The 14,807-nt window shown below is 69.7% G+C and carries 14 protein-coding genes; 5 read left to right on the forward strand and 9 right to left on the reverse strand.

Annotated elements, in window-relative coordinates; translation table 11 throughout:
• Positions 1-75: 75 nt before the first annotated feature.
• From OCT48_RS13355 to OCT48_RS13365, 3 genes are all read left to right on the forward strand, one after another.
• Positions 76-1,329 (forward strand): exonuclease SbcCD subunit D, encoded by a 1,254-nt coding sequence (locus tag OCT48_RS13355; protein WP_263589624.1) that lies wholly within the window; start codon positions 76-78, stop codon positions 1,327-1,329.
• Positions 1,326-4,658 carry an AAA family ATPase gene (locus tag OCT48_RS13360; protein ID WP_263589625.1) on the forward strand — a complete coding sequence of 1,111 codons (3,333 nt, stop codon included), beginning with the start codon at positions 1,326-1,328 and terminating at the stop codon, positions 4,656-4,658. The genes OCT48_RS13355 and OCT48_RS13360 overlap by 4 nt, the downstream gene beginning before the upstream one ends.
• A gap of 83 nt (positions 4,659-4,741) precedes the next feature.
• Positions 4,742-5,602, forward strand: a complete 861-nt coding sequence (locus OCT48_RS13365) for an SDR family oxidoreductase (protein WP_263589626.1) — start codon at positions 4,742-4,744, stop codon at positions 5,600-5,602.
• A 108-nt stretch (positions 5,603-5,710) separates the two neighbouring features.
• On the opposite strand, the gene OCT48_RS13370 is transcribed toward OCT48_RS13365, so the two are convergent.
• From OCT48_RS13370 to OCT48_RS13385, 4 genes are all read right to left on the reverse strand, one after another.
• Positions 5,711-6,706, reverse strand: coding sequence for a hypothetical protein (locus OCT48_RS13370; protein ID WP_263589627.1), 996 nt, complete (start codon positions 6,704-6,706; stop codon positions 5,711-5,713).
• A 148-nt stretch (positions 6,707-6,854) separates the two neighbouring features.
• Positions 6,855-8,588: an SWIM zinc finger family protein gene (locus OCT48_RS13375; RefSeq protein WP_263589628.1), complete on the reverse strand. Its 1,734-nt coding sequence runs from the start codon at positions 8,586-8,588 to the stop codon at positions 6,855-6,857.
• A 144-nt stretch (positions 8,589-8,732) separates the two neighbouring features.
• A complete protein-coding gene (locus OCT48_RS13380; RefSeq protein WP_263589629.1) occupies positions 8,733-10,049 on the reverse strand; it encodes a carboxypeptidase-like regulatory domain-containing protein in 1,317 nt (438 codons plus the stop codon).
• Complete coding sequence (locus OCT48_RS13385; RefSeq protein WP_263589630.1) at positions 10,049-10,276, reverse strand: hypothetical protein; 228 nt, start codon at positions 10,274-10,276, stop codon at positions 10,049-10,051. The genes OCT48_RS13380 and OCT48_RS13385 overlap by 1 nt, the downstream gene beginning before the upstream one ends.
• 122 nt (positions 10,277-10,398) lie before the next feature.
• On the opposite strand from OCT48_RS13385, the gene OCT48_RS13390 reads away from it, so the two are divergent.
• Positions 10,399-10,524 (forward strand): hypothetical protein, encoded by a 126-nt coding sequence (locus OCT48_RS13390; RefSeq protein ID WP_263589631.1) that lies wholly within the window; start codon positions 10,399-10,401, stop codon positions 10,522-10,524.
• A 105-nt stretch (positions 10,525-10,629) separates the two neighbouring features.
• Here the strand turns inward: OCT48_RS13390 and OCT48_RS13395 are convergent, their stop codons facing one another.
• Positions 10,630-11,028 carry an NfeD family protein gene (locus OCT48_RS13395; protein WP_263589632.1) on the reverse strand — a complete coding sequence of 133 codons (399 nt, stop codon included), beginning with the start codon at positions 11,026-11,028 and terminating at the stop codon, positions 10,630-10,632.
• Between the two features lie 126 nt (positions 11,029-11,154).
• Complete coding sequence (locus OCT48_RS13400; protein WP_263589633.1) at positions 11,155-12,567, reverse strand: DegQ family serine endoprotease; 1,413 nt, start codon at positions 12,565-12,567, stop codon at positions 11,155-11,157.
• Between the two features lie 283 nt (positions 12,568-12,850).
• Here OCT48_RS13400 and OCT48_RS13405 point away from each other — a divergent pair, with 283 nt between their 5' ends.
• The gene (locus OCT48_RS13405; protein ID WP_263589634.1) at positions 12,851-12,949 is read left to right on the forward strand and encodes a type II toxin-antitoxin system Phd/YefM family antitoxin; all 99 of its coding nucleotides are present in this window, start codon (positions 12,851-12,853) and stop codon (positions 12,947-12,949) included.
• On the opposite strand, the gene rhuM is transcribed toward OCT48_RS13405, so the two are convergent.
• From rhuM to OCT48_RS13415, 3 genes are all read right to left on the reverse strand, one after another.
• Positions 12,934-13,071 (reverse strand): RhuM family protein, encoded by a 138-nt coding sequence (gene rhuM, locus OCT48_RS19615; RefSeq protein ID WP_412031050.1) that lies wholly within the window; start codon positions 13,069-13,071, stop codon positions 12,934-12,936. The genes OCT48_RS13405 and rhuM overlap by 16 nt on opposite strands.
• Before the next feature lie 100 nt (positions 13,072-13,171).
• A complete protein-coding gene (locus OCT48_RS13410) occupies positions 13,172-13,312 on the reverse strand; it encodes a hypothetical protein (protein WP_263589635.1) in 141 nt (46 codons plus the stop codon).
• A gap of 543 nt (positions 13,313-13,855) precedes the next feature.
• Positions 13,856-14,797, reverse strand: coding sequence for an SMP-30/gluconolactonase/LRE family protein (locus OCT48_RS13415; protein ID WP_263589636.1), 942 nt, complete (start codon positions 14,795-14,797; stop codon positions 13,856-13,858).
• Between the last annotated feature and the right edge of the window lie 10 nt (positions 14,798-14,807).

The following is a 14,807-nucleotide window of genomic DNA, read 5'->3' on the forward strand; positions in this document are numbered from 1 at the left end:
GGGCTCCCTGATGCGCGGTGTCCGTCCGGGTTAGACTAGGGCCTTTCGACCGTGTGACGGAACACCGGGGAGCCGATGCTGAGACTGATCCATACCGCCGACTGGCACCTGGGCCAGAGCTTTCACGGCCAGGAGCGCCACGCAGAACACCGCGCCTTCCTGACCTGGCTGCTGGATACCCTGGTCGAACGCCGGGCCGACGCCCTGCTGGTGGCCGGCGACCTCTTCGACGTGGTCAATCCCTCCCTGCAGGCCCAGGCGCTGCTCTATGACTTCATCGTCGAGGCCCACGAGCGCCTGCCCCGCCTGGACCTGGTACTGATCGCCGGCAACCACGACAGCGGCAACCGCATCGAGCTGCCGGCCCCGCTGATGCGGCGCCTGCGCACCCACGCCCTGGGCCGGGTCGCCTGGACCGAGGCCGGCGAGCTCGACGCCGAGCGCCTGCTGGTGCCGCTGACCGACGCGTCCGGCGAGACTCGCGCCTGGTGCCTGGCGCTGCCCTTCCTGCGGCCGGCCGAGGTCACCGGTCGGGGAGGCGACGAGGCCGACGAGCCCGGCAACGCCTATGTGGCTGGCATCGGCCGCGTCCACGAGCAGCTGATCGCGGCCGCCCGGGCGCGCCGCGCCCCCGGCCAGGCCCTGGTGGCCATGAGCCATGCCCACCTGCGCGGCGGCGCCGTCTCCGAGGCCAGCGAACGCCCCATCGTCATCGGCGGCGAGGAATCGATCCCCGCGGCGCTGTTTCCCGACGACATCGCCTATGTGGCGCTCGGTCACCTGCACCGCGCCCAACAGGTCGGCGAGGCGCGCATCCGCTACAGCGGCAGCCCCCTGCCCCTGGACTTCAGCGAGGTGGCCTATCCCCACCAGGTGCTCGAGGTGACTCTGGAGGGCGAGGCGCTGGCCGGCGTCGAGGCGCTGCCCGTGCCCCGCCCGGTGGCCATGCATCGCCTCGGCCCGGCGCCGCTCGACGCGGTGCTGGCCGAGCTCGAGGCCCTGGAGGATGACCCGGCGCTAACCAGGGAGCGTTGGCCCTGGCTGGAAGTCCGGGTCGAGCTCGATGCCCCCCTGCCCGACCTGCGCGCCCGGGTGGACGCCGCCCTCGAGGGCAAGGCGCTGCGCCTGCTGCGCCTCGAGCGTCGCCTGCCCCGGGTCGCGGCCGAGGACGCCCCCGAACGCATCGACCTGGAGACCCTCGGCCCCCGACGACTGTTCGAGCGCACCTGGCAGGCACGCTGGGGCGAACCGCCGAGCGAGGACGTACTCACCGACTTCGACCGGCTGCGCCAGGACGTGCTGGATGACGACGGGGAGGCGCACGCATGAAGATCCTCGCCCTGCGCCTGGCCAACCTGGCCTCCCTGCCCGGCCCGCTGGCGCTCGACTTCACCGCCGCGCCGCTCAATGATGCCGGGCTGTTCGCCATCACCGGCCCCACCGGCGCCGGCAAGAGCACCCTGCTCGACGCCCTGTGCCTGGCGCTCTACGGCGGCACGCCGCGGCTGCGCCAGGCCCCCGGCCGCGAGGCGCCGCTGCCCGACGTGGGCGACGAGACGCTCAACACCGCCGACCCGCGCACCCTGCTGCGCCGCGGCACGGCGAGCGGCTACGCCGAGGTCGACTTCCTGGGCCGCGACGGCCGCCGCTACCGCGCCCGCTGGGCGGTGCGCCGCGCCCGCGAGAAGGCCGCCGGGCGCCTGCAGGCTACCGAGCAGTCGCTGCGTGATCTGGACGACGACCGCCTGCTGACCACCCAGAAGCGCGAGTTCGACCGCCTGCTGCCCGAGCGCCTGGGGCTGACCTTCGAGCAGTTCACCCGCGCCGTGCTGCTGGCCCAGAGCGAGTTCGCCGCCTTCCTCAAGGCCGACGACAACGAGCGCAGCGACCTGCTGGAGCGGCTGACCGGCACCACCGAATACTCCGCCATCTCGATGGCCGCCTACCGCCGCGCCAGCGAGGCCCGAAAGGCCGTCGAGAAGGTCGAGGCCCGGCTCGCCGACGACCTGCCCGCCGAGCCCGAGGCCCGCAGCGAGCTCGAGCGCCGGGCCGAGACCACCCAGGGCGAACTCGACGCCGTGCAGCGCGACGCCAAGCGCCTCGAGACCCGCGAGCGGTGGCACACGACCGATGAACAGCTGCGGAAAGCCCACGCCGAGGGACGCCAGCGCCGGCAGGACTCCGAGGCCCGCTGGCAGGCGCTGGCCCCCGCCCGGGAAGACCTGGCATGGCGCCGGGTGATCCTGCCGCAGCGCCATCGGCTCACGCGCCAGGCCGACCTACCCGGCGAGCTCGATGCCCTGGCGGCGAGCCACGCCGAGACGCAGCGCGCGCTCACCGACGCCGACGGCGCGCGCGAGCAGGCCCAGCAGGCCCATGGGGCCACCGAGCGGACACTCAACGAGGCCGTCGAGGCGCGCCGCCAGGCCGAGCCGCCCCTGCGCGAGGCCCGCGAGCGGGCCCAGACGCTCGCCACCCACGACAGGCAGCTGGCGGAACTCGAGGCCACGCAGGATCAACGCCGCCGACGCGCCGACGAGCTCGCCGCACAGCGCCGGCGGACGGACACCGAACACCGCCAGCGACGCGAACAGCGCGACCGGTGGCACGCCACCCTGAAGCGGCTGATCGGCGATCACGGCGGCCTGGAGAGCGCCCGCCAGGCGGCCCGACAGGCCCATGACCGGGCCGCTGGCCGCCAGCTGCGGCTCGGCGAGCTGCACAGCCGCTGGCAGGAGGCGTGCCGTGCCGACCAGGCACACCAGGCGCTGACGGCACGCCTGGCAGAGGCCGACCAACGCCTCGAGGCGCTGGTCGGACAGGGCCGGGTCGCCCGGCGACGCCTCGACGACCGCGAGCGCCACCACCAGAGCGTGCAGGCCGTCGTCGAACGCAGCCGCGCCGTGCGCAGCGAGAGCGTCGTCAGGCTGCGCGAGGGCCTCGTGGACGGCGAGCCCTGCCCGGTGTGCGGCGGCCTCGAACACCCCTGGCGCCATCGGCCGCCGGCCACCCCCGAGGCCGTCCAGCTCGCTGCCCAGCAGGCGGAGGAGGAGCGCCAGTTGGCGGACGCCCTGCAGCAACGCGACCAGGCCCAGCGGGAGCGCGACGAGCTCGAGGGGGAATACCGCGCCCTGAAGGCGTCGGTGACCCAGCAGCGCGCGGACCTCGCCACCGCCGAACGGCACCGGGCCGAGGCGAACGAGGCCCTCGGCGAGCATCCGCTGCACGCCGAGCTTTCCGCCATCGACGCCACCGAGCGCGAGGCCTGGCTGGCCCACCAGCGTCAATCCGTCGAGGCACAGCGGACACAACACCAACGGGTCCTCGACGAGATCGCCCGCGCCGAGGCCGAACTGGCGCCCCTGGAAGAGGCCCTGCATCAGGACGCCCTGGCACTCGCCAGACTCGACACCCAGCGCGCCGATCTCGACCGGGAACTGGCCACGCTGGCCGAGCGGATCCCGCCCCTGCGCCGCGAGCGCGACACCGTGGCCACCGAACTCCGGACCCTGCTCGGCGAGCATGCCTCGCCGGATGCCTGGCAACAGCACCTCGACGCCCGCCAGGACGCCGCCCGCCAGGCCCGCGACGGGGCCCTGGCCCGCTTCCATGAGGCCCAGCAGCACCGGCAACGGCTCGCCCAGCAGGCGACCCACGAGAGCGAGCGGCGCGAGGCGCTGCGCCGGGAGCGCGACACCCTGGAGAGCGAGCTGGCCGAGTGGCGCGCGGCCCATCCCGAGCTGACGGACGCCCGGCTCGCCCGGCTGCTGGCCCAGCCGGACGACGAGGCCGAGCGCCAGGAGCGGCAGCTGGAGGAGGCCGAGCAGGCCCGCCAGCAGGCCGCCGCCAGCCTGGAGGAGCGCCGCCGGGCGCTGATCGCCCACCGTCGCGACCAGGGGGTGGCCACGGACGCTAGCGGCGAGCCAGGCGAGCAGGACGACGCCCACGACGAGGCATGGCTCGGCGACGCCATGGCGGCCGAGATCGCCCGCCGCCGGGAGGCCCTGGTCGGCGAGCGCGAGGCCCTCGCCCCGCGGCTGGAGGCCGCCCAGCAACGACGCGACGAGGCCGTCCATGCCCTGCGCGACGACAACCGCCGGCGCGAGCGCCAGCGCGAGGGCCGGGCCGAACGGGAGGCGGCCCGGGCCGAGTATCGCCGCTGGGGGCGGATCAGCGAGCTGATCGGCTCCGCCGACGGCAAGGCGTTCCGGCGCATCGCCCAGGCCTACAACCTGGAACAGCTGCTGGAGCACGCCAATGCCCACCTGGCCGGGCTCAGCCGCCGCTACCGGCTGGTGCGCGGCGGCAGCGAGCTGGGCCTGCTGGTGGTGGATCACGACATGGGCGACGAGCGCCGCTCGGTGCATTCGCTGTCCGGCGGCGAGACCTTCCTGGTCTCGCTGGCCCTGGCGCTGGGGCTCGCCTCCATGGCCTCGGGCGAGCTCACCATCGAGTCGCTGTTCATCGACGAGGGCTTCGGCAGCCTCGACCCGCAATCCCTGGCGCTGGCCATGGAGGCGCTGGACGGCCTGCAGGCGCTGGGCCGCCGGGTCGGGGTGATCTCCCACGTCCAGGAGATGCACGAGCGCATCCCGGTGCAGATCCGGGTCGAACCGCTGGGCAACGGCACCAGCCGGGCACGGCTCGTGACTGCATAAGACAAGCCCGTCACCGCAGGCGGTACTCTCATCGAACACCGTACCGGCCTGGGGTGCCGGAGATGGCGAAACAGGAGACGAGGATGTCAGATAGCCGAGAGGCGACGCGAAGCCTGCTGATCACCGGCTGCTCGAGCGGCATCGGCCATGCCGCGGCCCACGCCCTGGCGGCGCGCGGCTGGCGGGTCTTCGCCACGGTGCGGGCCGAGGCGGACGTCGCCCGACTGCGCGAGGAAGGCCTGGAGGCCCTGCCGCTGGACCTCGCCGACAGCGCCTCGATCGAGGCCGCGGTGGAGGAAGTGCGGGAACGCACCGCGGGACGGCTGACGGCGCTGTTCAACAACGGCGCCTACGGCCAGCCCGGCGCGGTGGAGGACCTGTCGCGGGCGGTGCTGCGGGAGCAGTTGGAGACCAACCTGCTGGGCACCCACGAGCTCACCACCCGGGTGCTGCCGATGATGCGCGCCCAGGGCCACGGCCGCATCGTGCAGAACAGCTCGGTGCTGGGCTTCGCCGCCCTGCCCTATCGCGGCGCCTACGTCTGCTCCAAGTTCGCCCTCGAGGGCCTCACCGACACCCTGCGCCAGGAGCTTGCGGGCACCGGCATCCACGTCAGCCTGATCCAGCCCGGCCCCATCACCAGCCGCTTCCGCGAGAACGCCTACCGCGCCTTCAGGGCGAATATCGACACCGCCCACAGCGCCCATGCCGCCACCTACCGGAAGGTGGAGGCCCGCCTGGCCAGCACGGAGGGCAAGGCCCCCTTCACGCTGGGGCCCGACGCCGTGGTGGAAAAGCTGATCCACGCCCTGGAGAGCCCCCGCCCGCGGCCCCGCTACGCCGTGACGTTGCCCACCCACCTGTTCGCGGCGCTCAAGCGGGTGCTCAGCACCCAGGGCATGGACCGGGTGCTGCTGCGCTCGACCCGGGACGAGCGGGAGTGAGGGCCTCCACCACGATCCCGGCCCGGGTCTCGCCGGATGCCATGGTCCCGCTCGGCGGCCACCACCGGGCCCGCCACCCGCGACGGCGGCGTCACGCGACGGCGCATATCATTGCAGCTCGGCCCGGCCGAGGGTGTTCTCGTCGGTGCCGAACCAGATGGCGTCACGCGCCGGGTCGTACACCATGTGGCGCACGGAGCCGCCCCCGCTGGGGATCTCGAAGGCCTCGCTCCAGGTTTCCTCCCGGGTATCGAAGGCGACGAAGCGGTTGGGCCGGACACCGGTTTCCACTATCCAGAAGCGGTCCTCACCGTCCATGACCACCGCGTACGGCAGCGACCGCGCACCCGAGGGCGCCGGCCACTCCTTCACTTCCCCGCCGTCCGGGTCATAGCGGCCGATATGGCCGGTCGCGTAATCGCCGTACCAGACCCGGCCGTCGGACGCGACGTCCAGCCGCCGGGGCCGGGCCTCCGCACGCGGCAGGGCGATCTCCCGCACCTCGCCGCCCTTCACCGTCGCCAGCCGGTGGGTGCCGAACAGGGCGATCCAGGGCTGGTCGTCGTGCACCACGATGCCATAGGGGCGCGCCCACGCCCGGGAGATCTCATGCATGGTGAACGCCTGGCGTCGGGGATCGAAGTGGCCGATGCGGTTGCCACCCTGTTCGGTGAACCAGATGTTGCCGTCCCCGTCGAAGGCCATGCTGTGCACATCCCGGCGACCATCGCCGGGCGGCGCGAACGTCTCGATCGCGCCGCTGGCCGGATCCAGCAAGCCGATGTGCGCCGCCCGGTTGCCGGCGTACCAGACGCCCTGCTCATCGGTGATCACCGTGTGCGGCCCGGTGCCGTCCGCCAGGGGGAAGCGCTCGAACTCGCCGCTCTCGGGCGTGAACCGCCCGACATAGTGGGTCTGCTGGCCGACGAACCAGACTTGGCCCTCGGCATCCACCCAGGGATCCCGGGCCCGCCCGCCGTCGAAGGGCAGGTCCCATTCCGTGATCTCGAGCCGGACGCCCTCGTTACCGTCTGCCGACGGCGCCATGGCGCCCACGCACAAGGCGGCCAGCATCAGCCATGACAGGGTAATCGGTTTGAACATCTCAGCCTCCCTCGAGCCCGGCTCTCCCCTCGGGCAAGGGCTCGATGCCATCCCCACCCAGAAGCATCGACCGACCGGTCGAGAAACGCCACCAGCACGACGCGCACCGGATCGATCGGCGATCGTCTCAACGCCGCCCTGCCACCCCTCAGGCCGGGAAGGCCTCGTTCAGCCACTTGATGAAGTTGCGTTTTTGCTTGAACTCGGTGCGCAGCTGCGTCAGCGCCTGCTCGAATGCCTGGCGCTGCGCCGAGGTATCCAGCGTGTCCCGCAGTTCCTCCAGCAAGGCGATGCCGTCGCGATAGCCCTGGTTGTTGGTCTGGCGAACCATATGGCGTACCAAGCGCAGGTACAACGGCAGGCTCTCGTCGGGATCCTTCAGCGCCTGTGCCAATTGGTGCAGCAACCCGGGGGCCACCGGCCGCTCGGCGCACAGCGCCTGGGCCTCGGCCAGGCGGCCCTCGAACAGATGGATTTCCAGCAGGCTGTCTGCCGTCCGCGGAGCCCAGCCGAAGGATGGCTGGGAGGACTGATCGAGTCGCTCCGCCAGCCAGTCGCGGGCCCGCTGGCGATAATCGACGGCCAGGTCATGCTCGGATGCCAAGGCCACCAGTTGGCGATAGTCCTCCAGGTGCCGCGTGTGCCGGTAGATGTCCCATAGCAGCGCCGCTGCCGCTTCCGCCTCGCCACGCTGCAGGTGCAGGCGCACCTCGAGGCGCTGCCGTTCATGTTGCTGATGGGGAAGCTGGCCGGACGCCGCCTTCCTCGCTCGCGTCAGCCACGGCTCCACCAGATCCCAGGCCTCATGGGCGATGCACAACTCGGCGGCATCCAGGCAGTCCCGCTCGTTGCTGGCGGTCTTCCGGTACAGCGCGAGCATGGCCGGCAGGTCACCGGCGGCCTCGGCACGCCGGAACAAGGGATCGCGCAGGCGAATATAGCGATACAGCTCCGACCACCCCGCCTGTTCCGGCAGCTCCGGCAAGGCGTCCCAGGCCCGCTGCAGGCAGGCGTGATAGGCCGCCATGCCCGCCTCGCCCAGCGCCTCCTCATAGGCATCGGGAATCTCGGGGTACAGGTCCGTGTGCTCACCGAACGCCTTGTCGTAAAGGTACGCCGCCAGCTTGTCGGGCGACCAGTCGAGCCGCGTCACGGTCTGGATATGCAGCGTCTGCAGGGTCGCCTCGCAATGGAAGCGAAAGCCGCCGGAGTCGTCGACGGTCTCCAGCGCCCGGGCCATGCGCGACAGCGCATAGTCCACCAGCGTCAGGCACTTCTCGGCGGGCAGTTGCGGCGCCTGCTCGGCGAGCTGGTCGACGACGGCCTCCGCCCTGGCGAAGTAGGCACTCACCTGGCCGTAGCGGTACAGGTCGCGGTTGATGGGGAATGTCGCCGTGATGCGCTTCTTCAGCGCCTTGTGATCCAGCACACCGAGCACCGCATCGGCCCGCAGCGACCACTGCTGGCGCAGCACCGGGTCCTTCTCGATCAGGGACTGGAGCGCCTCGACCAGCGAGGGCTTGTCCATCTGCTGCAGGTAGGCGTGAATCCGATCCGTCGCATCACCTCCCGTCAGCCGCGTCTGCTCGGCCTGATCCGCGCGGTACGCCAGGGCGGTCGCCACGCAATGCTTGCAGAAGTCGATGCCCTCTGAGGCCGGACAATCGCAGCCGCCATCCAGGCCCCGCTTGCTGAGCTCCAGCACCACGCGATAGCGCTCGCTGCCCTCCACATCGGCGGTGATGGTAGCGCCTTGCCGGTTCCAGCCGACCACCATGCCCTCGCGGTAATACTCCACGCCGCGGCCAAAGGCGGCCTCTCCGGCGAGCATGACCAGCTGCCGATCGGTCAGGAGTGCCGCTTCATCCAGCGTTGCTGCCATTCTTGAAACCCTTCCAGTGCCGGACTGACTGACAATCAGGCAGCCAATGCTACGCTGCGCCGCCGCGGGGCGCCAAACATCGCAACACGCCGGCGAAGCCGTCGGTGACTTTCAAGGACCCGTCCCTGATGTCCGTGTCCGAGCTCAAGGCGGCGCCACGCAACCGGCGGGGCCGGTATCGCCGGGCAATTCGCGAATCCTGACCCGCAGGTCATGGCGCCGGTAGTCAGTATCGAAGGCCTGAACCTCGAACACGGTCGCGTGGCGCGTGCTGACCAGTCGCGGCGCCGAGTGGTGCCCGAAGCGCTCGCCGTCCAGCGTCAGTTGCAGGCGTGGCAGGCCATCCTCGTCGTACTCCAGGCGCAGCGACTCGAATCGCCAGGCCAGCGGAGCATCCTCGGCACAGCTCGCCAGGTCCACGGGAACACCCGGCGTGAGTTCGATGCGCTGCCGCTCCAGTTCCCCGCCCTGCGCATCGCTCACCACCAGCCGATAGGTGCGCGGCCCCATGGCCGACGTTCCCTCCTCGGGATGCGCCGCCAGCAGCGCGGCGCGCACGGGCTCGAGCGGCCTGAGCGGGGGCTGGTACGGCAGCTCGTCCCCGGGGCCGGGGCGATAGACGAAGCGCAGCGAGAGCAGCCGCTCGCTGGAGGTATCGAGCCCCGGCACCGTACCCGACATGGCGGTCACCGCGCCGGGCTCCCAGGCCAGCTTGGCGTGCCGCCCCTGCGGGGTGCGCAGGAAGAGGGTGCCCGGCGTGTCGTCCAGCACCAGGCGTGACGCCGTGGGCGGCTCGGGCGAGGCATCCAGATAGCGCAGCAGATGACCCCAAGAGGGCGTGGAGATGCCCTGGGCAGCGGCCGGCACGAAGTGGAGTCCTCCCCCCTCGGGCACCGCCAGGATGGCCTCGAGGGGCTCGCGACTCAGCGCGAGGGGATAGAGATCGACCCGCGCCAGGTCGCGAGCCGGGGCGTGATCGAGGAACGACCAGCCGAAGGGCTCGCCCGCCTCATCCCAGCCCAGATAGGCGGTGCCGCCGGGCAGCCGCTCGGCGTGGTCGGCCACCGTCTGCAGGCGCAGGTCCGCCGCCGGCGGCACATGGCCTACCGCCAGGCCGTGAAAGCCCTCGGCCTCCGCCGTGAGCCGGCCGCCACCGCTGCCCACCAGCCATACCGGGCCGGGCATGGGCACGCGGAAGCGTCCCTCGGCGTCGGTGATCGCGGTGGCCACATAGCCCTTGTCCCAGATCAGCTGCCCATCATGCTCGCTGCGCCCCCAGCCCTGGCGACGCACGGTGATGGTGGCGCCGGCCACCGGCGCATCGCCGTGGTACTCGACCAGCTGGCCCTCTACCGGCGCCGGCGACAGCCACCACAGCGCCAACCACACCAGCAACACCAACCCGGCCAGGGTCGCGACCAGCCCCACGACGAGGCGACGAAAACGTACGGCGCTTCCCATCAGGGCGCCTCGGCGTGCGGTACGCCGCGCAGGAACTCGGCAGCCGCCACGGCTGCTCCCGGATGCTGCACGAGCCCAGCATCGCCCGTGGCATGCTCGACCCGCTGGGCACAGGCCGGGGTCAACACGAAGCGCTCTCCGCCCATGGCGAAGACCACGCCCACCTGCTCGGCCTGGGCCAAGGGTGCCGACAGGATCAGCGCAGCAAACAGCGGCCCGTACGACATGGCTCCCTCCCCTCCCCCAATGCACGCAGCATAGCAACGGGAGCCCTCAGCCTGACGGCACCGCCACCCAAGCCATGCAGGTCACCAGCTATACCGCCATTCGCGCTCACCCGGCCAAGACCATGCGACGGACCTGTGATTATCAGGCGCCGTTGATCATCACCCGCGGCAAGGCCCCGCCAGTGGCGCTGCTCTCGCGGGAAGTCTACGGGGCGCTGTCGATCACGCAGCGGCGGTACCACGACTGATGGACCCATCAGGTCACTCTCCAGGAGTGGTACAACGCTTACTCAGGTGCAGGCCGTTTCCGGCCAGATGCGGAGGCACCGCGCGAGTTGATATTACATGGAATTTCAGGCGTCACCGCCTCGAGACCTGACATATAGCGTGAGCCCATCCCGACGTTGCACCGTCAAAAGCTCACCATCCTCCGGCACATGATCGGAACAATACGCTTTCCATTGCACCCCGTTAAGCATTACCAACCCCGTCGCCATGCCATCCCGAAGCTCGAAGCGGCCCCGAGCCTTGACTCGCTCTCCGATTACCTCATTCCTGAGCAGGTCCGGTCGCTGTTCCACATGCCTCTCATTACTCCAAGCCTCGAACCAATCCGCCGCGTAGGAGATGAACAGGAAGGCCGCCAAGAGAATCACGCCGCCTATGCGCCACGCAGGGACTTCCGAGAGCACCAACGCCGCGGCTGTGCCGATCACAACGACGAAAAGGGCGATGCCCAGCAAGAACCGCATTAAAACGTGCCATACCGGCATAGTGACGCCTTGGAAATCGCCGAGAAAATAGAAAGTTGAAAAAATATCAGTAGGGTACCGGTTGATAACGTGGCCGGTACCCTACAGGTTCCACCTCAGCCAGTATCAGCCGTCGTTGCCCAGCCGAAAGGCCACGAAGTAGGCCTGGCCGTCGCGATTGAGGAGCACTGGGACCGGTTGATCGTCCGGCAGGTTAGCCAGCATCTCTTTGAGCTGCTCGGGACCCTCCACGGGTTGGTTGCCCAGGCGGACCAGGACATCCCCGGGAAGGATACCAGCAGCGGCGGCGTGGCCGGTCGGATCGACCTTGACGACGCGTACCCCGTGCTCGATACCGAGCCGGCGCTTCTCCATCTCGTTCAATGGCTGAACCGCGATGCCGAGTCGAACCGGGTCACCGTCGGCTTGACCGGGGCCAGCATTCGGCCACTCGCCAACCTCTACCGTGATGGTCTCTCGCTGGCCATTGCGCAATACGGAGAGCTCAACCTCTTCGCCAGGGGCCGTGTCACCGACCAAGCGTGGCAAAGTGGTGGAGTGGTCTACCTTCTGGCCGTTCACTTCGAGGATGACGTCACCGGCCTCAAGGCCACCCTCGGCCGCGGGGCCACTGGAGTCAAGCTCGGCGATCAAGGCGCCCTTGGCCTGCTCCATGCCGAAGGATTCCGCCAAGTCCTCGGACACCGGCTGGATGCTGACGCCCAGCCAGCCACGACTCACGTAGCCTTGTTCACGCAGCTGGTTGGCGACATCCATGGCCACATCGATAGGGATGGCAAAGGAGAGGCCCATGTAGCCGCCGCTACGGGTCAGGATCTGGGAATTGATACCCACGACTTCGCCGTCGAGGTTGAACAGCGGTCCGCCCGAGTTGCCCGGGTTGATCGCCACGTCGGTCTGGATGAAGGGGACGTAGACGTCCTGAGGCAGGGTGCGGTTGATGGCACTGATGATCCCAGACGTCACAGAGTGATCGAAGCCGAAAGGAGAGCCGATGGCGGCGACCCATTGCCCGACCTTGAGGTTGGTGGACTTGCCCAGCTCCAGAGTGGGCAGGTTGTTCGCCTCGACCTTGAGGACCGCCACGTCGGTCTTCTCGTCGGCACCGACCAGTTCTGCCTCGAGTTCACGGCGGTCGTTGAGGCGTACCAGGATCTCGTCGGCATCCTTGACCACATGGGCGTTGGTCATGATGTAGCCGTCCTCATCGAAGATGAAGCCCGAGCCCAGTGACTGACGCTGCTCGTCACCGCGATTGGGACCACCGCCCGGGGGCATCGGGAAGCGGTCACCGAAGAAGTGGCGGAAAATTTCCGGCACCTCCTGTCCCCCGAACTGCCGGGAGGAGGTCATGGACCTCTCGACCTTGCGAGAGGTGGAGATGTTAACCACGGCCGGCGCCGCCTTGTCGACCAGTTCCGTGAAGTCTGGCAGTCTTGGCTCGGCAAAGGCTGGCGTTGCCACCATCAGCAATAGCACCAGGCTCATCACCCAGGAGAGCGAATGGGGCTTGTGCATCTCGATTGGCTCCTGTTTTTCGGTTGCATGGAACTTGTCAGCGCCCTTGATACAGCGCCCACTTTCCAAAGTTCCTGATGCACAAGCCAACCCTGGTGTGTGACGGGTTCGGTCAGGCCGTCAGCACGGCGTTGCCCAACCAGCCGTTGTGGACCACCAGCCCCAGCAGCACGCTGGCCTCGATGCGGTTGATGCAACGGGGGCCCTCAGCCTGATGGCACCATCACCCAAGCCTTGCAGATCTTCAGCTATACATTCCGTTCGCACTCACCGAACCCAAACCATGCGACGGGCCTGTGATTATCATGCGCCGTTGATCATCACCCGCGCCAAGGCCCCGTCAGTGGCGATGCTCTCGCTGGAAGTCTACGAGGCGCTGTAGATGAGGTGCTCAGGCAGCACTCGTGTGGCCCACTGGCGGAACTGCACGGCGCGCCGGGAGTTGACCCGGTACCCGACCGAGATGATGGCATCAAGGTTGTAATGCCTGACGCGCCGCCTCACCCGCCCTCGCCCTTCCTGACGAACTACCGAGGATTCCTCGGTAGTTGCCGTTTCATCCAGCTCCGCATCGGCATAGATGTTTTTCAAGTGCAGGCTAATGTTATCGGTGTGAGGTATCGAAGACCTCTGCCATCTGCCGCTGGCTCAGCCAGACCGTCTCCTGATCGGCATCCAGCCGCACCTCCACGGAGTGCTCACCATGCTGGTGGATGACCAGAGATGCCTGGCTATGGGTGCTCATCGTCGTCCCTGTCCCTGCCGTCTGCCGAAACCTGAGGCTTATGCCCTCTTGTTATGCAAGTGGGCAACTGCCCGTGGATTCATAGAGCCGTCATGCTACGCCGCAGCGCCCCGGGGCGCCAATCGGTGCCGGCTGCCAGAGCGGACCCGCGCCGGCCATGTCGGCGCCTTATTTTAGTTTTGGCCCGAGCCTAAAATAAGCCGCCACGCTGTTTCAGGTTCCGGCGGCCCGAGGGGGGCGCGACCAGGTGTCCCGACATGTCGATACCATCGACATGTCCCGCCGACGTGTCGAAAAAACGGCGATTTTTAACCATGTCGTGATGACATGTCGATGGGGTGGACATGACCGGTCGCCAGCGCGCGGCAGGCAGCGGAAGAGGCCCATCGGCTCGTCTTCAGAGGGCGTCATTCGGAGCCGCGAGCACCGCCTCGCGGGTCAGGCTACGGCCAGCCGTCTCCCGGGGGCGGGAGTCACCCCAGGGGACGGCCCTGGGGCGCGGAGGTCGGGCCGGTGTAGCTCACGCGGTCCGTCGCGTGGGGCTCAGGCGAGACGCAGCGCAGGCTCCACGGCCCCATGGCAGCCGGGCAGGCGCTCGGCCAGCTCGATGGCGAAGACGCCGCCATCCGCCTCCGCCGGGGCCGCCATGCCCTCCCGGGCCGTGGTGACATAGAGGGTGGTGAGGTTCGCGCCGCCGAACACCGGGCAGGAGGGCTGGCGCGCGGGCACCCTCACGTGGGCGATCTCGTCGCCCTCGGGGCTCAGCCGGGCCACGCGCCCGGCGCCCCACAGGGCGAGCCACAGGCAGTCCTCGCTATCCATCACGGCTCCGTCGGGGCCGCCCCCCGAATCGCGCAGGTCGGCCCAGGGCTCGGGCTCCGCGAAGGCGCCATCCTGGACGCGCGCGGGGAAGCCCTGGTCGTCCAGCGTCCAGCGCATCACCCAGCCGGTCGCGGTGTCGCTGAAATAGGCGTGGCGGCCGTCGGGCGAGAAGCACAGGGCGTTGGGGATGGTCAGCCCCCGGCGCAGGCAGGTGAGCTCGCCGCGATGCAGGCGATAGAGGCTGCCGGCGCCCGCCTCGGCGCCGAGCCCCATGGTGGAGAGCCACAGGCTGCCATGGGTGTCGACGCGGGCATCGTTGCTGCGGGTGACGGGGTTGTCGGTCTCGAAGGGCAGGAAGGCGCGGGTCTCGCCGGTCTGCGGGTCGAAGCGCGACAGCCGGTTCTCCGCCACCAGCAGGTAGTCGCCGTCGCGGGTCAGCGCCGCGTAGGAGGTCCGGCGATCCAGCCGGGTGACGCGATGCTCACGGCCATCGCCGCGGGCACGGTGCAGCTCGCCGGCCAGGATATCCAGCCAGCGTAGCTCGCTGCGCCCAGCGTCCCAGCCGGGGCCCTCGCCCAGCGCGCAGCGACTGTCGATCAGCAGTTGCGCCTGGCCGAGGCACGGGCCGGGCGGCAAGGTCTCGTTGGACGGGGACTCGCTCATGCTCGGGGTT

It is taken from the genome of Halomonas sp. M4R1S46, assembly GCF_025725685.1.
Lineage (GTDB): Bacteria > Pseudomonadota > Gammaproteobacteria > Pseudomonadales > Halomonadaceae > Halomonas.